Annotated in this window: 18 protein-coding genes; all 18 read right to left on the bottom strand. The window is 59.1% G+C overall.

Features of this window, described 5'->3' with window-relative positions:
* Positions 1–134 precede the first annotated feature (134 nt).
* The gene (wag31, locus tag L8U60_RS01950; protein WP_269964713.1) at positions 135–983 is read right to left on the bottom strand and encodes a DivIVA-like cell division protein Wag31; all 849 of its coding nucleotides are present in this window, start codon (positions 981–983) and stop codon (positions 135–137) included.
* 129 nt (positions 984–1,112) lie between these two features.
* On the bottom strand, positions 1,113–1,400 hold the full coding sequence (locus L8U60_RS01945; RefSeq protein ID WP_269964712.1) for a YggT family protein: 288 nt from the start codon (positions 1,398–1,400) through the stop codon (positions 1,113–1,115).
* 2 nt (positions 1,401–1,402) lie between these two features.
* Positions 1,403–1,810, bottom strand: coding sequence for a cell division protein SepF (locus L8U60_RS01940; RefSeq protein ID WP_269964711.1), 408 nt, complete (start codon positions 1,808–1,810; stop codon positions 1,403–1,405).
* Between the two features lie 41 nt (positions 1,811–1,851).
* The gene (locus L8U60_RS01935) at positions 1,852–2,544 is read right to left on the bottom strand and encodes a YggS family pyridoxal phosphate-dependent enzyme (RefSeq protein ID WP_269964710.1); all 693 of its coding nucleotides are present in this window, start codon (positions 2,542–2,544) and stop codon (positions 1,852–1,854) included.
* Complete coding sequence (gene pgeF / locus L8U60_RS01930; protein WP_269964709.1) at positions 2,544–3,251, bottom strand: peptidoglycan editing factor PgeF; 708 nt, start codon at positions 3,249–3,251, stop codon at positions 2,544–2,546. The genes L8U60_RS01935 and pgeF overlap by 1 nt, the downstream gene beginning before the upstream one ends.
* Positions 3,251–4,468: a cell division protein FtsZ gene (gene ftsZ, locus L8U60_RS01925; RefSeq protein ID WP_269964708.1), complete on the bottom strand. Its 1,218-nt coding sequence runs from the start codon at positions 4,466–4,468 to the stop codon at positions 3,251–3,253. The genes pgeF and ftsZ overlap by 1 nt, the downstream gene beginning before the upstream one ends.
* A gap of 141 nt (positions 4,469–4,609) precedes the next feature.
* Positions 4,610–5,251, bottom strand: coding sequence for a cell division protein FtsQ/DivIB (locus L8U60_RS01920; RefSeq protein WP_269964707.1), 642 nt, complete (start codon positions 5,249–5,251; stop codon positions 4,610–4,612).
* 8 nt (positions 5,252–5,259) lie between these two features.
* Positions 5,260–6,669, bottom strand: a complete 1,410-nt coding sequence (gene murC, locus L8U60_RS01915) for a UDP-N-acetylmuramate--L-alanine ligase (protein ID WP_269964833.1) — start codon at positions 6,667–6,669, stop codon at positions 5,260–5,262.
* Complete coding sequence (locus L8U60_RS01910) at positions 6,666–7,724, bottom strand: UDP-N-acetylglucosamine--N-acetylmuramyl-(pentapeptide) pyrophosphoryl-undecaprenol N-acetylglucosamine transferase (RefSeq protein ID WP_269964706.1); 1,059 nt, start codon at positions 7,722–7,724, stop codon at positions 6,666–6,668. Before L8U60_RS01910 ends, murC begins: the two co-directional genes overlap by 4 nt.
* A 17-nt stretch (positions 7,725–7,741) precedes the next feature.
* Entirely contained in the window at positions 7,742–9,133 is a 1,392-nt protein-coding gene (locus L8U60_RS01905; protein WP_269964705.1) for an FtsW/RodA/SpoVE family cell cycle protein, read from the bottom strand.
* A 16-nt stretch (positions 9,134–9,149) separates the two neighbouring features.
* Complete coding sequence (gene murD, locus L8U60_RS01900; RefSeq protein ID WP_269964704.1) at positions 9,150–10,496, bottom strand: UDP-N-acetylmuramoyl-L-alanine--D-glutamate ligase; 1,347 nt, start codon at positions 10,494–10,496, stop codon at positions 9,150–9,152.
* Positions 10,493–11,602 (bottom strand): phospho-N-acetylmuramoyl-pentapeptide-transferase, encoded by a 1,110-nt coding sequence (mraY, locus tag L8U60_RS01895; protein ID WP_269964703.1) that lies wholly within the window; start codon positions 11,600–11,602, stop codon positions 10,493–10,495. Before mraY ends, murD begins: the two co-directional genes overlap by 4 nt.
* 15 nt (positions 11,603–11,617) lie before the next feature.
* The gene (locus L8U60_RS01890) at positions 11,618–13,123 is read right to left on the bottom strand and encodes a UDP-N-acetylmuramoyl-tripeptide--D-alanyl-D-alanine ligase (protein WP_269964702.1); all 1,506 of its coding nucleotides are present in this window, start codon (positions 13,121–13,123) and stop codon (positions 11,618–11,620) included.
* Positions 13,120–14,619 carry a UDP-N-acetylmuramoyl-L-alanyl-D-glutamate--2,6-diaminopimelate ligase gene (locus L8U60_RS01885; RefSeq protein WP_269964701.1) on the bottom strand — a complete coding sequence of 500 codons (1,500 nt, stop codon included), beginning with the start codon at positions 14,617–14,619 and terminating at the stop codon, positions 13,120–13,122. Before L8U60_RS01885 ends, L8U60_RS01890 begins: the two co-directional genes overlap by 4 nt.
* Before the next feature lie 10 nt (positions 14,620–14,629).
* Positions 14,630–16,609, bottom strand: coding sequence for a peptidoglycan D,D-transpeptidase FtsI family protein (locus tag L8U60_RS01880; protein WP_269964832.1), 1,980 nt, complete (start codon positions 16,607–16,609; stop codon positions 14,630–14,632).
* Between the two features lie 119 nt (positions 16,610–16,728).
* Positions 16,729–17,358 (bottom strand): cell division protein FtsL, encoded by a 630-nt coding sequence (ftsL, locus tag L8U60_RS01875; RefSeq protein WP_269964700.1) that lies wholly within the window; start codon positions 17,356–17,358, stop codon positions 16,729–16,731.
* A gap of 33 nt (positions 17,359–17,391) precedes the next feature.
* Complete coding sequence (rsmH, locus tag L8U60_RS01870; RefSeq protein WP_269964699.1) at positions 17,392–18,390, bottom strand: 16S rRNA (cytosine(1402)-N(4))-methyltransferase RsmH; 999 nt, start codon at positions 18,388–18,390, stop codon at positions 17,392–17,394.
* A 161-nt stretch (positions 18,391–18,551) separates the two neighbouring features.
* Entirely contained in the window at positions 18,552–18,986 is a 435-nt protein-coding gene (mraZ, locus tag L8U60_RS01865; protein ID WP_269964698.1) for a division/cell wall cluster transcriptional repressor MraZ, read from the bottom strand.
* Positions 18,987–19,533: the final 547 nt, after the last annotated feature.

Genomic DNA, 19,533 nt, shown 5'->3' with positions numbered 1-19,533 from the left:
TAATGAGCTTGCGCCGTTCTTCCGGAACGCTCCCCGGTGATAGCCGGATCACTGCGTGTGCGTTGGACAGTAGACAGTGTAGCGCACAAAAAAAGTACCCGCCCATCTCGGGCGGGTACTTACTTCAGTCTGTACTACTTCTGCTCACCAGACGGTGCGGAAGAACCACGGGTCTCCAGCTCCTCCAGCTGGGACTCCAGCAGGGTCTTGAGACGGGTGCGGTACTCACGCTCGAAGGTGCGCAGCTCGGCGATACGAGCCTCCAGTGCGGACTGCTGCTGCTTCACCGTGGTCATGATCTCGGTGTGCTTACGCTCAGCATCGCTACGCAGCTGTGCTGCCTGCTCCTCAGCCTTACGGATGGAAGCCTCGGCACGAGAGTTCGCCTCGTTCGTGGTCTCCTCTGCCTTACGCTGTGCCTCGGCGACCAGCTGGTTAGCCTTCTGCTCAGCGTTCTTGGTGGTGGCAGTAGCGTTCTTCTCTGCCTCTGCAACCTGGGAGTTAGCGCTCGTCTGTGCCTCCTCGACCAGGCGACGAGCCTCCTCCTGAGCCTCATTGGTCAGACGATCAGCGGTCTCCTGTGCCAGACCCAGGATGCGAGCAGCCTGGACGTTGGGCTCACCGGTGGAAGCCTGCGGTGCAGCAGCCTTCGGCTGTGCCTTAGCCGCCTGCTGAGCCTTCTTGGCCTCGTTCTCTGCGCGCTCAATACGAGCTTCGTACTCCTTGCGGAGCTTCTCCTCCACCTCACGGCGGATAGCAGCCTCATCTACCTTCGGAGCCTTGTCAGCCTTCTCAACCTTCGGGGCTGCTGCACCACCTTCCTCAAGGCGGGCACGGAGTTCATCGTTTTCATCCTGCAGCTGAGCAAGAGTGTCCTCAACGAGGTCCAGGAACTGATCAACCTCGTCCTCGTTGTAACCACGCTTGCCAATCGGCGGCTTGCTGAAAGCGACATTGTGCACGTCTGCTGGTGTCAGCGGCATGTGAGTTCCCTTCGGATAGATGTGCTCGAAGCACGTCTTTTCATTGGTAGATGGACGATAACTAGGTAAAGCCTAGCCCACGAAATGTTCACCCTCAACGTGTACCCGAGGGTGAGCTATGAACCAAGCCTAGATTCCAAAGCTGATCCGCACCACGGCACTCAGCACCATCAGCGCGATGAACAGCACAATCACGCTCACGTCCAGGGCTACCCCACCCAACGGAAGCGGTGGAATAAAGCGACGCAGAAACTTGATCGGTGGGTCCGTGGTAACAAAGAAGAATTCCGCAATAACCATGAACCAACGTGGCGGATCAAAATGTTTGGAGAAGGACTGGATCATCTCGATGATGAGCCGGACGATCACCATGAGGGTGTATAGCCCGATGAGGGCATAAAGAATGGCGCCGATCATGGTTAACGCAGGTGCGCCGCGCGCTCCAGCTCACCCACGGTGGTGCGGGCGTTCTCCGGAACGATGGCGAACACCAGGTGCTCATCCCCCGTGCGGGACAGCTTGTGCATCTTGCCACGAGCAGCGAAGCAAAGACCTGCAGCGAAGTCGATCAGACGCATAGCGGTCGGCTTATCCACAACGGACAGGTCCATGACAACTGCATCACCGTCACGGAATGGCTCACCAATGTCCTTTGCGTCGTTGTAGTTACGCGGACGAACGCTGATGATGGCCGCGGAGTAGTCGCGCGGAGTGCGGCTGTAGGAGGTATCAGCTTCCTCGTATGCCGGGTCATCGTAGTAGGGGTCGACCGACGGATTGTACGGGCCGAGGCCGAAGAATTCCTTCAGGCTGTTGGAGAAAGACATGAGGTTAAGTCTCCTGTTCGCGGGCAGTTTATGGTTGAGTTTTAGACTACGGGGCGGGCCCCAAGCAGCTTGGTTCCGACACGCACGATGTCAGACCCACAAGCAATCGCATCCACAAAATCTGCGGACATGCCGGCGGACAAAGTCATCGTTCGGCCAAGCTCTTTTTCGTACTGCATCGCAATGCTTTTCGACGCTTCGAAGACCGGCACCGGATCCTCACCAATGGGAGGAACGACCATGAAGCCGTCGATAAGCAAATTCTCTAGTTCGGCGACTTCCTCAATGAGTGCGGGCAGATCTTCCCGCGCGACGCCGCCGCGATTCACATCATCATCAAAAGAAAGCTGAATGAGGCACGGCAACGGTTCGGTGCGCTCCGCATTGTCCATGCCGCGATTGAGGGCCCGGGCAAGCTTGATCGAGTCGAGTGAATGAACCGAACTAGCCCAGCGCGTCACAGAATTAGCCTTCTTGGTTTGAATCTGGCCGATCATGGCGATGTCAACGAGATCTCCCAGTTCAGCCTTCTTCTGCTTCGCCTCTTGTTCGCGGTTCTCCCCCACCGTGGTGATGCCGAGCTGTGCGAGCAGCGCGATATCTTCCGCGGGGTGAAATTTGGTCACCGGCAAGATGGTGACACTGCCTGGCTCGCGACCAGCCTTCTGTTCCGCGTCACGCACTTCGCGCGTGACGGTGTCAAGGTTGTTCTTCAGTTCCTCTAAACGATCCATTATTTGCCCCCTGTTAACCAGATAACGCCTGCCTGGCGCCCAGTTTCTTTCTCGCGCCGGTAGGAGAAGAATGTTTCGTCGGTGATGGTGTCGGCTGGATGCGCATCAATCTGCGTCACACCGAGGGACATGAGTTGCCGCACGAGCCCCGCGCGCACGTCAACTCCGGGCGTACCTTTCTTGGTGCGGGTTTTCGAGCCAGGCAGATGCTTTTCCACATCGTCCGCCATCTCACGGGGCACCTCGTAAGATTCGCCCGCTGCGGCCGGGCCCAACAGAGCATGGATGGAGCCCGGGCGAGCACCCAGTTTCAGCATCTCCTCAACGGTATTCTTCACGATGCCATTGCGCGCACCAATGCGGCCAGCGTGCACCGCGGCGACCACTTTCGCATGAGGATCAGCCAAGAGCACCGGCACACAATCCGCAACGAGAACACACAAAGCAAGGTTCTCAGCGGTGGTCACAATGGCATCGGTCGCTGCAACGGGAGCATCCTGTTGCTTATCGACGACGGTCACCGTGTTCGTGTGCAACTGCTCCATCCACACGAACTGTTCTGGCTTGAGCCCGAGCACATCAGCAAGGCGCTGCCGGTTGGCCAAAACGGTGAATGGGTCGTCCCCGACGTGAGAAGCAAGATTCCCCGCCGCGCGGCCGGTGAAGACCATGCGGACGGGGCAATCTGTTGTGTCGATTGCTGGCATTAGCGCAGGAAATCCGGGACGTCGAGGTCGTCCACATCGCGGCGGGACGGACGGTACGACTCAGGGTCACGGGAGTCACGGGACTCATGTTCCGAGTTAGTGAACAGGCCGCCACGGGTGTCGTCGAAGCGGTGACGCGGAGCGTACTCAGTCCGCGGCGCTTCCTCCTTTTCCTCGGCCTCCTGTGGCTGCTCTTCCTGCTTCGGCTCAGAATCGAAGAGGGAGCTGCCCGTGGACTGTGCCGGTGCCTCTTCCTCCTGACGTGCATTTGCCTTCTCATCGAAACCGGTAGCGATGATGGTCACGCGGACCTCGTCGCCCAGGTTGTCGTCGATGATGGTGCCGAAGATGATGTTTGCGTCATCGTCGGCCTTCTCCTCGACGATGGACGCCGCGTTGTTGACCTCCATGAGGCCAAGGTCAGAACCGCCGGCAACGGAGATGAGAACACCCTTGGCGCCCTCCATCGTTGTCTCCAGCAGCGGGGAGTTAATAGCCTGCTCGGTAGCGGCCATCACTCGGTTGTCGCCACGTGCAGAGCCAACACCCATGAGAGCAGAACCAGCGTCAGCCATGACGGAGCGAACGTCCGCAAAGTCGACGTTGATCATGCCCGGGATGGTGATGAGGTTGGTAATACCCTGAACACCGTTGTAGAGCACCTCATCTGCGGCGCGGAATGCTTCCATCATGGACAGCTCCGCATCCCCAAGCTGCAGCAGACGGTCATTCGGGATGACGATGACGGTGTCGCAGACTTCCTTGAGGTTCTCAATACCCTCGAGAGCCTGACGGGTGCGGCGCTTGCCCTCGAAGGAGAACGGACGGGTCACAACACCGATGGTGAGCGCGCCCATCTTCTTCGCGATACCAGCGACGACCGGCGCGGCACCAGTACCCGTGCCGCCACCCTCACCAGCGGTGACGAACACCATGTCAGACCCCTTGAGGGACTCCTCAATCTCCTGCTTGTGATCCTCAGCAGAGGTGCGGCCAACCTCCGGGTTAGCGCCAGCACCAAGGCCACGGGTTGCTTCGCGGCCGATATCGAGCTTCGTATCAGCATCGGTGAACAGCAGGGCCTGCGAATCGGTGTTGATAGCTACAAACTCAACACCCTTCAGGCCTTCCTCGATCATGCGGTTAACAGCGTTGACGCCACCGCCACCGACACCGACAACGCGGATCATGGCGAGGTAGTTGCTAGGAGAGGTCATGGAAGGGGCTCGCCTTTCAGGGTTCTTCTGTGGAAAATCGGACAACGCTTCCCATCATGACGAACCAAAGACAGATTTCGGCGAATTTTTACGGCGTGTCGGTACCCTCAACCTTTACTTTAGGGTTTGTGACCTGGGCTTTTAGCGAACAGTAACGAGCTGAGGGTTCGTAATGTTGAACTCTGCACCCTCGCGCTGCAGCACAGTGTCAAGCGCCAGGGACTTATTCCGGTTGTCCTCGGATGCGCCCCACGCCACCGTGCGTCCCTCTTTCACGTGCAGCACGTAATCATGCTTGCCACGCGCTTCAATCGATTCGACGCTTTCCCGCGCGTGCTCACTAAACGTGCCGGCGATATCAACGGCACCTTTACGCACGGTCTCATCCGTGGCAGCGGATCCCGTGAGTTCAACCGCGTTTTCAGGAGGCGTATCGACGGCGAATTCCCTGCCCTCAGCATCGAGCAGGTGCGCTCCATCCTCCTGGTTAAAAAACGCCACGGCGTCATTCTCCGTGACCGACAGCTTGATCGTAGATGGCCAGCTTCTCGATGCTGTTGCGGTTTTCACCCAAGGAATCGAAGCGACACCGGAGGCCGCGTTACGCATATTCACCCGGGCAAGTGGCGTGCCTTCTTGGACACCCGAAGCATTCACCACGTCTTCTGAGCTGACGTGCGCGTTGCCTTCCACCTCAATGTGCTTCACGGACATGAGTGGGGTGAAAGCCACGACTGACCACAGCACCGCGAGTGTCACCACAACCGCGGCGCTGATTGCCACTACCCGTTTCACTTCTCTGCCTCCGCGAGGGCAGCCAACAGCGGATCCGCAAGCATGGTCACGCTGCCAGCCCCCATGGTGATCACCACATCACCCGGACGCGTGATTTCCGCAACGGACAGAGGTGCGTGAGAGAAGTCCGGATCATAGATGGCCTCAATGCTCATCTTGTCCGTGATGATGCGTGAGTCCACTCCCTCAACAGGAGCTTCACGGGCACCGAAGATCTCAAGCACCACGGCTGCGTCCGCAATAGACAATGCATCCGCAAATTCCTGCGCAAAGTTGATTGTCCGCGAGTACAGGTGCGGCTGGAAGCACACCACCACGCGATCATGCGCAGCCTTGGCGGCGGACAGCACCGCAGCAACTTCTGTGGGGTGGTGCGCATAATCGTCGTACACGCGCGTGCCACTTGGCAGCTCACCGCGGAATTCAAAACGCCGGCGCACGCCAGTGAAGCCGGACAACCCGTCGGCCAATTTCGCCGGATCGGCACCGGCAAGATGTCCGGCTAGCAGTGCAGCCGCAGAGTTGAGCGCCATGTGGCGGCCGGGGATGACCAGCGAGTATTCATATTCCGTACCGCCCAGGTCCACCGTGACAAACGTCGTGGTGCCTTCCAGACGCTCACTGGTGATACGAGCTTGGTTAGGAATGCGTGGGTGCGTCACCGTGCCATAGCCAACAACATTGACACCGCGGTCCAATGCGCGTTCACCGCAGCGCGCCGTCGCCTCATCATCGAGGCACACAACGAGCGTGCCGGTTTCCGTGACGCGATCCGCGAAGTCATCAAAAACCTGGAAATAGGACGCCTGATCACCGAAATAGTCCAGGTGATCCGGCTCAATATTGGTGATCACAGCGATGTCCGGCTTGTAGCGCAGAAGCGACGCATCGGACTCATCAGCTTCCGCCACAAAGACGTTGCCGCTGCCGTGATGCGCGTTCGTCCCTGCACGGTTGAGTTGGCCACCGATGGCAAAGGAGGGGTCCTCCCCCGCTGCCTGCAGGGCAACAACAGCCATGGAGGTGGTGGACGTCTTGCCGTGCGTGCCGGCAAACAGCATCTGGGTGTAACCCTCCATCAGCTCACCCAGCAGATCTGAGCGGCGAATAACGGGGATGCCAAGCCTGTCTGCTGCGACGAGTTCCGGATTGTCCTTCGGGATGGCAGCGAAACTGGTCACCACAACCGTCGGCGGATCACCGGCGAGGGTCAGATTCGCCTCATCGTGCCCCACGGCAATCTGTGCGCCTTGGGTGCGCAGTGCGCGAACGGGACGAGAATCCTTCACATCGGAGCCCGTCACCACACTGCCGCGGTCAAGGAGAATACGGGCGACACCGGACATGCCGGCACCACCAATACCAATCAAGTGGACGCGTGAAAGATCAACTGTGGTGCTCACTATGAGTCCTTTCCCATGATCCGGCGGGCAATCATCTGCGCCGCATTACCTGCTTGGGTGCCAGAAAGCGCACGCTTCATGTCTTCGCTCTTGCCACCAAGAATCTCCGTCACGGCGGTGACGAGGGCGTCGGGGGTGAGCGCGGCGTCGTCGATACGCATTGCGGCGCCCGCTTCAACCAGATGGGCGGAATTGAGCCCCTGCTCACCATTGCCATGAGGAAGCGGGATGTAGATCGCGGGCACGCCGGCAGCGGAGTTCTCCGCAACCGTCATCGCACCGGAACGGCAAATCACCACATCAGTGACCGCATACGCAGCTTCCATGTCATCGATGTACGGCACAGCGGTGTAGCCCTCGTGCGGCTCCGGCGCATCATTCTTACGGCCATATGCATGAAGCACCTGGTAGCCCGCGGCGGTCAGCCGACCCACGGCACCGTGCAGTGCCTCGTTGATGCTGCGCGCACCTTGGGAACCACCAGTCACTAGGACCGTTGGTTTATCCGGATCGAGGTTCCACATCTTGTAGCCACGCTGTGCTTTCGCCCCATCCTCGTCCTTGCCCACGCCAGGACGGACAGGGACCCCGACGATCTCACCCGGCATACCGGAATTGGGCACCGCGTTAAAACCAACGCCACCGAGTTTGACGCCCAGCTTGTTGGCCATGCCAGCTAGAGCATTGGTCTCCAACACATAAAATGGAATGCCGAGAGTCTTCGCCGCGAGGTAAGCGGAAGCAGAAACGTAGCCGCCAGTGCCAAAGACTGCATCAGCTTCACGACGTTTCAGTGCTTTACGCGTCTGGTTCACAGACTTCACAAGTTTTGCAGGCACACCAAAAAGTTTGAGGGGTTGCTTACGCGGGATTGGAACCGGATCCACCAGGTCAAGCTCAAACCCACGGGCCGGGACGATGGAGGTTTCCAATCCCTTCTCCGTCCCTAGTGCTGACACCGAAGCACCGAATTCATCACGGAGTACTTCCGCAACAGCAAGTGCAGGCTCGATGTGCCCGGCTGTTCCACCACCAGCAACAACGACGTTGAAAGACACGGTTCTCCTCTATGTAGCTAGCTTGCGCGCCGAGTGTCAGTGTATTGCGCGCGGCGGCGGGCCGTCACCGGGGTTGGTGCCGGTGCTTCACGCACACGTCGCGGTGCCTGGCGCACCGGGGTGCGCGGAGCCTTGGGCTCAGCGAGGAAGAACATCCGGTCAAAGAGCGGGCGACCGTAGTTCTGCATCGCGGAGACTGCATCCGGCTCATGGCGTGCAACGGAAGCCACCAAGCCCATCGCACCGAGAGTGATAACGGCTGACGTACCACCAGCAGAGATCATCGGAAGCTGAATACCGGTGACCGGCAAAAGGCCAATGACGTAGCCGATATTGATGAACGCCTGCGAGACGATACCGGTGGTGATCGCTGCCGCCAGCAGAGCCTGGAACTGATTCTGGGCCCGACGAGCAGTACGCAGACCAAAGAACAGCAGCAGAGCAAACAGGATGATCACCACAGCGCCACCCCACAGGCCGAGTTCCTCACCAATCACCGCGAAGATGAAGTCATTCTTCGCCTCCGGCAGGTAGAACCACTTCGCGCGGGACTGGCCCAAGCCAACGCCAAACAAGGAACCATCCGCCAGCGACAGGAAGCCTTGGTAGGACTGGAAGGCCACACCGCGGGTGTCCTCGAAGTGACCAAAGAGTGCGTCAAAATAAACGAGAAGACGGTGGGAACGGTAACCGCCAGCCGCCATCACCGCGACGAGCAACACCGCAGCAAATCCGGCAACAATGCCGATGAACTTCCACGTCACACCAGCGAACAGCAAGATGAAGGCGACGACGATGCTGAAGGACACCATCATGCCCAAGTCCCCCTGCGCACCAATGAGTCCCATGCACAGCACCGACACGATGATGAACGGCATGAACCCGTTGGTCAGCTGGAACATCTTTCGCGGATCTTTATTGGCCAGGATGGACGCGCCCCACACACAGATGGCCACGCGGGCGATTTCTGATGGCTGCAGCTGGAAACCAGCAATGTAAATCCACGACTGGGAACCCACTTCATCACGGCCGGTACCAATGCCTGGGATGAGCACGAGGACTAGCAGGAGGATGGACAGCCCCATAAACAACGCGGCGATATTCCGGACTCTCTCCGGCGGAATCTGCAGCGCCACCCAGAAGGCGAACAAGCCCATGGCCACCACAATCGCCTGCTTGAGCGGCTGAGCCCAGACGGACTCATCACTCAGCACGGACCAGGTCATCGATGAGCTCGTCACCATGACAACGCCAAGACCGGCGAGGACAAGGACGATGGTGCGCACCATTGTGTAATCAATGAGCGGCCGCGAGTCCATCCACGCGTTCAGGCGTGACAGAGCGCGGGCCATGCCCGAGGAATACTGGTTACGTGTAGCGCGTGTGGCTGATGTGGCTGTCGTGGTCATCGTTGCCTACTTTGCCCTATTCGTTCACTTTTTCCTTTGTGGCGCGCGCAGCATCCGCAAAGAGATTTCCACGTTGAGCCATTCCGGTGTACATATCCAGGCTTGCGGCAGCCGGAGCCAAGATCACCGAGTCCCCCGGCTGCGCGTGAGCAGCAGCAAAATCCACTACCTGGTTCATTGCTTCAACCGGGTCGGTGGAGTCAGTCAGGAAGGTGGGTACTTCCGGCGCATATGCATCGACTGCTTGCTTGATCACCGGGCCGTCAATGCCCAACAGCGCGACCGCACGGAACTTCGCCCCGTGGGCTTTGATGAGGTCGGTGACATCCGCGCCCTTCAACTGGCCGCCAGCAACCCACACGATCTTCGAGGTCGTGCCTTTTAGCGCCGAATCAGCGGCGTGCGGGTTTGTCGCCTTCGAATTATCGATCCAATCAATGCCGTTATCACTGTGCACGACGGCGCCACGGTGGCCCGCCACGGTGTAGGCGTGCAGGGCGCGATCGATCTGCTCCGGGGTGACACCACGCGTCACCGCAATGGCTGTGGCAGCGAGCGCATCCAAAACACCGGCACGTCCAGGGGGTTCAATCCCCTCCAGGGAAGTAATCCTCACGGGGGTGTCGCCGATGTGGGAGACAATGTGGCCGTCGATAATGCCCACCTGTCCTGGCTTCGGCTCATTGACAGTGAAGCCGAGGGCATGCGCGGATGCGTACTCACGCACGTGCTCATCGTCGATACCTGCGACAGCCGTCGAAGCTTTGAAAACCTTCGCCTTCGCCTGCGCATAGGCATCAAAGGAGCCATGCCAATCAATGTGGTCATCGGCCAGGTTCAGCAGTACTGCCGCATCGGGTGTGAGGTCTTCAGACCAGTGGAGCTGGAAGCTGGATAGCTCGGCGACGAGGACGTCTGCACGCTCCTCATTAATGAGGGCATCGCCCACCGCAACACCGATGTTGCCGCACGCGACCGCGTTCTTACCCGTGTAATGGGCAGCTTCCTGCATGATTGCAGCCAGCATTCCGGTGGTGGTGGTTTTACCGTTCGTGCCGGTAACCACCAACCAATCGCGCGGCGGGCCAAACACGCCTTGTTTGTCTAGCCGGTAGCACAACTCAACGTCACCAATGACCTCACAGCCCGCGTCTTTGGCTGCAACAAGCAGCGGGGAATCCGGACGCCAGCCAGGCGACGTGACTACGGTGTCGTAGTCCGCGAAGGAAATCTCAGTGGAGCGAAGCGTGTCTGTCTTCGCGGGATCATCATCAACAATGTCGAACGGCAGGCCTGCTTTAGTGAGCAGGTTCGCGGTGCCCCGGCCAGAGACACCTGCGCCGGCGATCAGGTAGCGCGTCATGCCAAACTCACTCCCGTAGCCGTGAGCCAATCGCCATAGAAGATAGCCAGGCCAAGAGCAACAGCAATGCCACAGATGAGCCAGAAGCGAATCACCACTGTGGTTTCCGCCCAGCCACCGTTTTCAAAGTGGTGGTGGAAGGGCGCCATGCGGAACACGCGCTTACCGGTGGTCTTAAAGGAAGCAACCTGGATGACCACGGATGCGGCTTCCATGACGAAGAGGGCGCCGACGATGACCATGAGCACCTCAGTGCGGCTGGTGATGGACACGCCAGCGACCAAACCACCGAGAGCCAAGGAGCCTGTGTCGCCCATGAAGATCTTGGCTGGTGCCGCATTCCACCACAGGAAGCCCACGCACGCACCCAGACCGGCAGCACACAGCACAGCCAGGTCAAGCGGATCGCGGACGTCATAGCAGCCAGGGCCCGGGGTAATCGAGCACGAGTTTCGGAACTGCCAGAAGGTCATGATCATGTAGCCGAACATCACCAAAGCAGTGGAACCCGCAGCCAGGCCATCCAGACCATCGGTGAGGTTCACGGCGTTGGACCAAGCGGCGATGAGGAAGTAGATGAAGATGAGGAACAAGATGGTGCCCACCACTGCTCCACCAACGGCGATATCAAAGGTCTCGATATCGCGAATGAAGCTCAGGTGCGTGGAGCCCGGGGTAAGCCCCTGCTCATCCGGGAACTGCAGCAGCAAGAAACCAAAGATCAAGGCAACAGCAAGCTGACCAACCAGCTTTGCCGTCTTGTTCAAGCCCAGGTTGCGGTTGAAGAAGAGCTTGATGCCATCGTCCGCGAATCCCAGCAGACCGAGGGCCACCGTGAGCCCCAGAACCAACAAGCCTGATGCACTGAAACCGCCATGTCCTGAGGCCATGCCCCAAAAACCAACGGCAAGGTAGGCCACCACGATGCCCAGCAGGATGGCAATGCCGCCCATCGTCGGGGTGCCGCGTTTGCGGATGTGGGATTGCGGGCCATCCTCACGGATCTCCTGGCCCTTGCCGGCTGATGTGAAGTACCGGATCAGCAGCGGTGTAGTGAAGATGGCTACCAGGAAGCTAATCAGCCCCGACATGATGATCTGGGTCATGGTGATTACCTCTTGCTACCTTTCCGTTTCCAACAGCTTTTCAGCTACGCGCCATAATCCGGCGGCATTACTCGCTTTCACAAGCACGACATCGCGGTCAGTCCGCTCGTGCCAGTTGTCTTCACCGGGCGGAGCCGTGCTCAGAATACCGCTGACGGTGGCCGCAGCATCGTCGACACCAGTTGCCTGCGCCACCGCGATGCCGTGGCGTAAAGCTGCTGCCATCAATGCCTGAATCTCTTTGTTGTCCCCCACCGCAACAAGGTGGGTGATGCCGTAACGGCCGAGATCATCAGCCAAGGCAGTGTGCGCTTCGACAGAATCCTCGCCGAGTTCGCCCATCTCGCCCAGCACGGCGATGGAGCGCACGCCGGGGCGTGCGGCCGCAGTGAATGCGAGGGCAGCGATGCCAGCGCGCATGGAATCGGGGTTGGCGTTGTACGCATCATTGATCACGGTCACGCCGTCTGCACGAGTGCACACGTCCATACGATTGACGGACACGCTGTGCGCATTGCTCAGGGCCTGCGCAACCGTTGCTGCATCCAGACCAGCTTCAATCCCAACGGCGGCCGCGGCGAGTGCATTAGACACCTGGTGTGCACCGAAGACCTTCAAGGAAACCTCGTGTGCGCCACCCGGTGAGTGCATGGTGAAGGTTGCACGGGCGACGTCGTCAAGCACGATGCCCGTTGCGTAATAGTCAGCCTTTCCCTGCGTGGAGAAGGTCACGACCTTGCCCTGCGTGCGCGAGGCCATGCCAGCGACGAGCTCATCATCCGCATTAAGAATTGCAGTGCCGCGTGCCGGGAGCGCTTCAACAATCTCCCCCTTGGCTTTCGCAATGTTGTTCCGTGAACCGAATTCACCCAGGTGAGCGCTACCAACATTGAGAACAACACTCATCACCGGCGGCGCGATGTGCGTGAGCTTCTCAATGTGCCCGATACCGCGGGCGGACATCTCCGCGACGAGGAACTTGGTGTCCTCCGTGCAGCGCAGCACCGTGTACGGCAAACCGATCTCGTTGTTGAAAGACCCGGGTGGCGCAACTGTTTCACCACCACACGCCAGCACGTTCGCGATGAGGTCCTTCGTGGAAGTCTTACCAGCAGAACCCGTCACGCCCGTGATCATGAGGCCATGCTTATCCGTAAGTTCTTGCGCCACATACTGCGCCAACTTCGACATCCCAGCCACCACTGCACGAGCAGTTCCATCCGGATCGCTGGCTGCAAGGTCCGAATTATCGTTTTCATCCTGCTCAACAGGCGGAAGAATCACAGCGGGGACGCCGATATCGCGAGCGACCAGTGCGCCCACCGCGCCACGCTGCATCGCTGCATCCGCAAAGTCATGACCATCCACGTTCGCGCCGGGCAGTGCCACAAACAGACCACCCTCGGTGATCTTGCGGGAATCAAACTCAACGTAGCCGGTGACGGTGGCCTGCGGATCAGCGGACGGGCTGAGCGTTCCGCCGGTCACGTCCGCGATCTGACGCAGTGTCATTGGAATCATGGTCGATCCTCCTTGAAACCCAAGTTGGCTAGGACCGCACGGACTTCCTCACGGTCATCGAAGTGATGGACTACATCGCCGATGATCTGCCCCACCTCATGGCCTTTGCCCACGACGATGACAGCATCACCCGGTTGCGCCCAGGCCACAAGCTCCTTGATGGCCTCTGAACGTGAACCGATCTCACGGACCTCTGGGCCTTCAACCTTTTCCGCGCCAGCGCGTACAGCCTCACGGATAGTCGCGGGATCCTCACTGCGTGGGTTGTCATCGGTGATGATCACCAGGTCCGCGCGCTTGGCGGCTTCTTCGCCCATGGGTGCGCGCTTGGATTGATCACGGTCACCGCCAGCGCCCACGACAACACCGATGCGGCCGTTGACCTGCTCACGCAACGTCGTTAATGCTGCAGCAATCGCAGCCGGCTTATGCGCGTAATCGACGACGGCGATGAATTCCTGGCCGGAGTTGATGCGCTCCATCCGGCCCGGCACCGCAGCATCTTCAATGCCGGACAAGAAACGCTCCACGTCTACGCCAACGGAGTTAGCTAACGCAGTCGCCAGCGCAGCATTCGCAACATTGAATGCGCCCGGAAGAGGTAGACGGAACTGGTGGGCAGTCCCGTTGAGCACCAGCTCCACGTCCTGCGCGCCGGAATCGGTGGTGCTGAGAAGGCGTGCGGAGCAATCCACATTGTCCTGGCTCTTCGTTCCCACCCTGATCACGTTGTGGGCACGAGCAGCCATCTTCTCACCCCATTCGTCATCGACGCAGATGACGGAAGCTTTCAGGGAGTCGTCGAAAAGCAATGCCTTTGCCCCGAAGTACTCCTCCATCGTGGGGTGAAAATCGAGGTGATCCTGCGAGAGGTTGGTGAACCCTGCGGCTGTGAACTGCGTGCCGCCAACGCGCCCGAGCACGAGTGCGTGGGAGGAGACCTCCATGACAACGTGGGTGACACCACGCGCGACCATCTCAGCAAAAAGCTCCTGAAGCTTCGGCGCTTCCGGCGTAGTCAAAGATGTCGGGACATCCTCACCCATGATGCGAGTGCCCGTCGTGCCAATCAGCCCGACCTTCTTCCCCGCGGCTCTAAGACCCGCTTCGAGCATGTACGTCGTAGTTGTCTTGCCAGACGTTCCCGTCACCCCCAGCACGGTGAGTTTGCTCGACGGGTGTCCGTAAATCGCGGAAGCGACGTCACCCAAAATGTCACGCACATGCTTCACGACGACCACGGGGCGGGCCTCCCCTGCCCGCTTCAGGTGTGCCCACCCGTCCTCATCAGTGAGGACAGCTGAAGCGGCAGAATCATAGGCAAAAGCCGCTCCATGCGTGCGTGTCCCCGGCAAAGCCGCGAACATCGCACCGGATGTCACCGCACGCGAATCAAGACTGATGGCGTTGATGTCTACCGCTGCAGCATTTTCAGCATTCTCAACACGTCCACCGGCGATCTCGGCGATGGCATTGATTGTCATGTGATTGCTCATCTTCTCTCCCCTACTGGGCCTGAAGGACCATGGGCTCGCCCGGGTCCGGGCTAGGCGGAATATTCTCGCGTGCAATAAGCCAGTTAGCTATCTCGGTGAACACCGGTGCAGACGACTGACCCCCAGCGCCGCCCTCCAGTGGGCCGCGCTCTGGATCATCGATCATCACAGCCACAACAAAACGTGGGTCATCCGCCGGTGCAATACCAGCGAACGTAATCCAGTAATCCGAATTCGAGTACGCACCAGTATCCGGGTTCACCTGCTGCGCCGTACCCGTCTTGCCGGAAAGCTGATAGCCAGGGATCTTGTTGCCCTGCGCGGTGCCGCTGTTGAAACCTGCTGGATCTTCCTGGAACGGTGCACGGAACATGTTCACCACGGTGCGGGCGGTTTCCTCGCTGGCCACACGGGTGCGTCGCGGTTCCTCGGCCGGGATCTCCTCACCGGTTGGGGAAGTGACGTGTTTGATGATGCGGGGTTCAATCCGCTCACCACCATTGGCCAAGGACTGGTAAACACTTGCCAACTGCAGGGTTGTCAGGGACATACCTTGACCGATGGGTAAGTTAGCAAAAGTGCCGCCCGACCACTGCTCACGGGTAGGCACCAAACCAGCAGATTCATTCGGTAGCTCCACGCCCGTCGCCTGGCCGATGCCGAAGCGCTTCAGGTAGTCATCAAAACGCTCCTCCCCCACGCGCTGGGCCAGCATGAGCGTTCCCACGTTGGAGGACTTACCAAAGATGCCGGTGGTGGTGTACGGAAGTACGCCGTGCTCCCACGCATCAGCGACAGTCACGCCAGACATTTCAATCTGCCCTGGCACCTGGTGCACTTCATCCGGGGTGGTCAGCCCCTCCTCAATCGCGGCCGTCGCCGTGATGATCTTGGCTACCGAGCCCGGCTCAAACGGGTGAGAGATCGACGGATTATCAAAGCTGCGACCATTTTTAAGCTGCTTTTCAAGGTTCCCATTCGGATCAATCGTGTCCGTATTGGCCATGGCTAGAACTTCACCCGTCGCTGCGTCAAGGACAACTGCCTCAGCACCCTTCGCGCGGGAATTCTCCTTCGCCTGTTCCAACAGCTGCTGCACATAGGCCTGCAGATCAAGATCGATGGTGAGCTCAATCTTCGCGCCGTTGACAGCCGGCACCACATCACGCAGCGTGCCCGGAATGACCTGACCGTTGGCCGATACATCCTCGGTGGAACGGCCATTAATACCAGTCAAGATGGAGTCACTCGACGCCTCCATACCGAACTGGCCTTGCCCATCCATGGACACACGGCCAATGATGTTCTCCGCCACCGCACCGTTCGGGTACTCGCGGATGTCCTGGTGATCAGCCGCAACACCGTGGAATTTCTTGGCCACCTCGGCGGCAACATCCGGGTCGACGTTACGCACCAAAACCTCATAATCAGTGTCAGCATGGAGCTTTTCCAAGATGTCCTTGGAGTTCACCTTCTGGGTTTTGACCTTGGCATCAGCATTGTTAGCGCTGTTGTTATCGCTCTTGTTATCGCTGTCCTTTTTGTCCTCACTGTTCTCTTCCCCTTGGCCAATCATGCGGGGAATCTCATTAGCCATTTGGCGGAGCATGTCCTCAACGCGGGCGCCTTCCTGAGCTTCAGCCTCCGCGCGAGTAGCACCCTCCTCGTACATCTCATTGCGCGCAATCTCGCCCAGCTCACGCCGCAAAACCACCGGCGAGACAGTCAAAGAACGCGCCTGCATCGTGTACGCAAGGAAGTTGCCTTGCCTATCGACGATCTCCCCACGCCGCGCAGGATCCACAAACGTCCGCGTGCGCTGATCAGACGCAACAGTTTGAAGCTGCGGCCCCCACTTCAGCTGCACCCATGCGAGACGACCAACAAGAACTAAAGCAACCACCAGAAAAATCACGGTCAACAGCTGCATGCGTTGAGCCGTGATGGCTTTCTGTGGCACACCACGTTGTTGGCGCCGCTGCGGATCCATGCGAGTCACGGCGCAGGTCACCTACCTCTCAGTATTTAGGCTTAATCGCCCCTCATTTTGCCCGGCTCGCGCGCACCGGAAGCTCACCGCCACACTGCCACGATGAACTAATCCGATTACTACATGCCAGGCAGCGACTGAAGCACCACTGGTGCCGGAAGCGGAGAGAGGTTATCGACAACGTCATCCGTTGCACGGCGGTCACTGGTCGCCCGGTCAACGCGGACTGTGTCACTGTTCACGTCCACCACGCGCAGAGTCTTCGCCGGATCCGCAGGACCAGCCTCAACTGCCTCGCCACGATCATTCACCGTGATGATGCCCGCCTGGCCAGGAACGACCATCCCAGCCTTATCAGCTCGTGCGGCAAGCTCAGCCGCAGCGCGGGAATCCTCGACATTTCGGTTCAGCGTCTCAATCTCATTATTCAGCGCGCGCTCCTCACTCTGCAGCTGCTGAATAGTGAACGTCTGCTGCGTCGACAACGCCGACAACAGCATTGCGCCAAAAATGCCCAGCACCAAGAGCGGCAAGGACAGCACCGAGACGCGGGAAAACTTCCGCTTCGTCTCCGTCGTGGAGATGCGGCGCCCACGCACCGACACGACCTGCTTCGAGCCCAAACGGCTCGGTCGCGGCACATGCGGCGCGAATCGAGGCTTCGGCGGGGTAAGTGTGGTGCGGCCACGGTCGCGTTCGAGCAGCGCAGTGGATCCGTAGCCTGCGGTGAGGTCTCGGCTTGCTCCCATTGTCGTTGTTTCCTTCACGTTGCTGGTCGTTGGTTAGTTGCTGATCTTTTCGATGGCTCGCACTCGGACTGGTGCCGCGCGCCTGTTTAGCTCTATTTCTTCTTCCGAAGCCTTCTCCGCGCCATGAGTGACGGCCCGGAACTTGGCTTCCATCCCCGGTAGCTCCGTGGGGAGCCCCGGTGGGGTTTTTGAGGTGGTGAGCTCCGTGAACGCCTTCTTCACAAGCTTGTCCTCGTGGGACTGGTAGCTCATGAACACTGCTCGCCCGCCTACCCCAAGCGCGTCAGCCACCATGGGGAGAACATTCTCAAGTGCTTCGAGTTCTCGGTTCACCTCAACCCGCAGCGCCTGGAAGGTCCGCTTCGCGGGGTGACCTCCCGTGCGCCGCGTCGCCGCAGGAATCACGCTGTACAGCAATTCCACCAAGCGACCTGAATGCGTAAACGGCTCTTTCTCCCGTTCCGCCAGCACCGCGGATGCGATCTTGCCGGCGAAACGCTCGTCCCCATACGTCTTCAACACTCGCGCGAGATCCCCATGCGAGTACGTATTCAAGACATCAGCCGCAGTGATTCCTTTGCTTGAATCCATGCGCATATCCAGAGGGGCATCCACCTTGTAAGCGAAGCCGCGTTCTGCCTGATCCAGCTGCATCGAGGACACACCTAAATCGAAGAAAGCACCAGCGAGACCATGGTCACGAGCAGTATCAACGATCTGGCTTTCTTCAGTTGCCAATGCCTCCGCCAGACAATCAAAGCGCCCCTGCACCGGCAAGAACCGATCTGCAAAGGGCGCGAGACGCTCAGTTGCATTACGCAATGCTTCACCGTCGCGGTCAATACCGATGACACAAGCAGAAGGGAAGCTCTCCAAGAAGTATTCCGTGTGACCCCCGGCCCCTAACGTGCCATCAACAATGACGGCGTTATCGCCGAAAGCCTCCACCGCGGGACGCAGAAGTTCACCCATGCGATCGCGCATCACAGGGACGTGTCCGTGGCTCGCATCATGTGCCGTGCTGGTTGCCACCGGGTCCACCCCCTTCAATCGCGGCTTTATTGTTCACTTACGTGCATCCGCGGGGAACGTATAGAGCCCTACCCGGGGCGGTCATTCTGATATCGGGGAAGTACACCAGAACGACTCGCGCCCCGAGCAGAGGTCATACACGCTCTCCGCTCGCCCACCTTCTACAGCAGGCCCGAGAGAATGTCGTCCTCATCAGCCGCCGAGAAAGCGGCCTCCGTATTTTCTTGGTACTTGGCCCAGGACTCTGCATCCCAGATCTCCAAGAAATCCACTGAACCGATAACCACGCACTCCTTGGTCAGTTGCGCGTAATCCCGGTGCGCTGGCGAAAGCGTGATGCGACCAGATCCGTCGAGCGTCTGCTCATCCGCACTTGCTGCCAAGTTACGAATGAAAGCGCGTGCCTTCGGGTTCGTGCGTGAAACCGCAGCCGCCTTCCGTGCGCGTGCCGCAAATTCCTCGCGGGGATAGACCGCCAAAGAGTGATCCTGCCCCTTGGTCACCATCAAGCCGTCCGCCAAACCCTCACGGAATTTAGCGGGCAACGTCAGGCGCCCCTTGTCATCCAGCTTCGGGGTGTAGGTGCCTAGAAACATCCGGCGCCCCACCTTTCCTGCTCGACGACTCCGGCTGTGAACTTTTGTCCGCGAAAGGTCAGAAGTATCCCACTAACCTCTCACTGCGCCCCACTTTAACCCACTATCCCCCACAAACGCCACTTTAAAACGAAACTTTCTTTCCGTGTGTCACATTTTATCAGGTCAGGGCCCTATAAGTCCGGTGGCGGATACGCCCGCAGATTCCGATAACTGCAGTTAACTCGGACAACACTAGCCGCTTTTCACCCCTCGAGCAGACACACAGAACGGAGCAATTCTCAACGAAAACCCCTGAAAAGTTTGGACGTGGGGGAAAGTGGGGCAACCGGGTGGGAGAAAGTGGGGGCATAAAGTGGGTCTGCCGCCAGCGCGTCGTAAAGGGACAAAAGGGGAACTGAGGGCTAGCTTGGCTGCTTTCCTCCACTGGACTGTGTAAAGATTTACCGCGCGAAAAACTGGCTCAGATGAATCCCCAGGTAGAAAATTTCTACTATCTGATAGTTACCGGAGCAATGTAAAATTCTACACCGAAGTACGCTAGGGG

Origin of the sequence: Corynebacterium meitnerae, from assembly GCF_027570075.1 — a bacterium.
In the GTDB taxonomy this organism is placed as follows: domain Bacteria; phylum Actinomycetota; class Actinomycetes; order Mycobacteriales; family Mycobacteriaceae; genus Corynebacterium; species Corynebacterium meitnerae.
The sequence above is the reverse complement of the archived record's forward strand: the minus strand, read 5'-3'. Positions and strand labels throughout refer to the sequence as shown.

Bases quoted from the DNA above. Each gene is read 5' to 3' on its own strand.
- L8U60_RS01885 (WP_269964701.1), bottom strand. From the start codon at position 14,619: ATGAGCAATCACATGACAATCAATGCCATCGCCGAGATCGCCGGTGGA.
- wag31 (WP_269964713.1), bottom strand. From the start codon at position 983: ATGCCGCTGACACCAGCAGACGTGCACAATGTCGCTTTCAGCAAGCCG.
- L8U60_RS01935 (WP_269964710.1), bottom strand. From the start codon at position 2,544: ATGGATCGTTTAGAGGAACTGAAGAACAACCTTGACACCGTCACGCGC.
- mraY (WP_269964703.1), bottom strand. From the start codon at position 11,602: ATGACCCAGATCATCATGTCGGGGCTGATTAGCTTCCTGGTAGCCATC.
- L8U60_RS01945 (WP_269964712.1), bottom strand. From the start codon at position 1,400: ATGATCGGCGCCATTCTTTATGCCCTCATCGGGCTATACACCCTCATG.
- L8U60_RS01905 (WP_269964705.1), bottom strand. From the start codon at position 9,133: ATGACCACGACAGCCACATCAGCCACACGCGCTACACGTAACCAGTAT.
- mraZ (WP_269964698.1), bottom strand. From the start codon at position 18,986: ATGTTTCTAGGCACCTACACCCCGAAGCTGGATGACAAGGGGCGCCTG.
- murD (WP_269964704.1), bottom strand. From the start codon at position 10,496: ATGACGCGCTACCTGATCGCCGGCGCAGGTGTCTCTGGCCGGGGCACC.
- pgeF (WP_269964709.1), bottom strand. From the start codon at position 3,251: ATGCCAGCAATCGACACAACAGATTGCCCCGTCCGCATGGTCTTCACC.
- ftsL (WP_269964700.1), bottom strand. From the start codon at position 17,358: ATGGGAGCAAGCCGAGACCTCACCGCAGGCTACGGATCCACTGCGCTG.
- ftsZ (WP_269964708.1), bottom strand. From the start codon at position 4,468: ATGACCTCTCCTAGCAACTACCTCGCCATGATCCGCGTTGTCGGTGTC.
- L8U60_RS01940 (WP_269964711.1), bottom strand. From the start codon at position 1,810: ATGTCTTTCTCCAACAGCCTGAAGGAATTCTTCGGCCTCGGCCCGTAC.
- L8U60_RS01880 (WP_269964832.1), bottom strand. From the start codon at position 16,609: ATGGATCCGCAGCGGCGCCAACAACGTGGTGTGCCACAGAAAGCCATC.
- L8U60_RS01890 (WP_269964702.1), bottom strand. From the start codon at position 13,123: ATGATTCCAATGACACTGCGTCAGATCGCGGACGTGACCGGCGGAACG.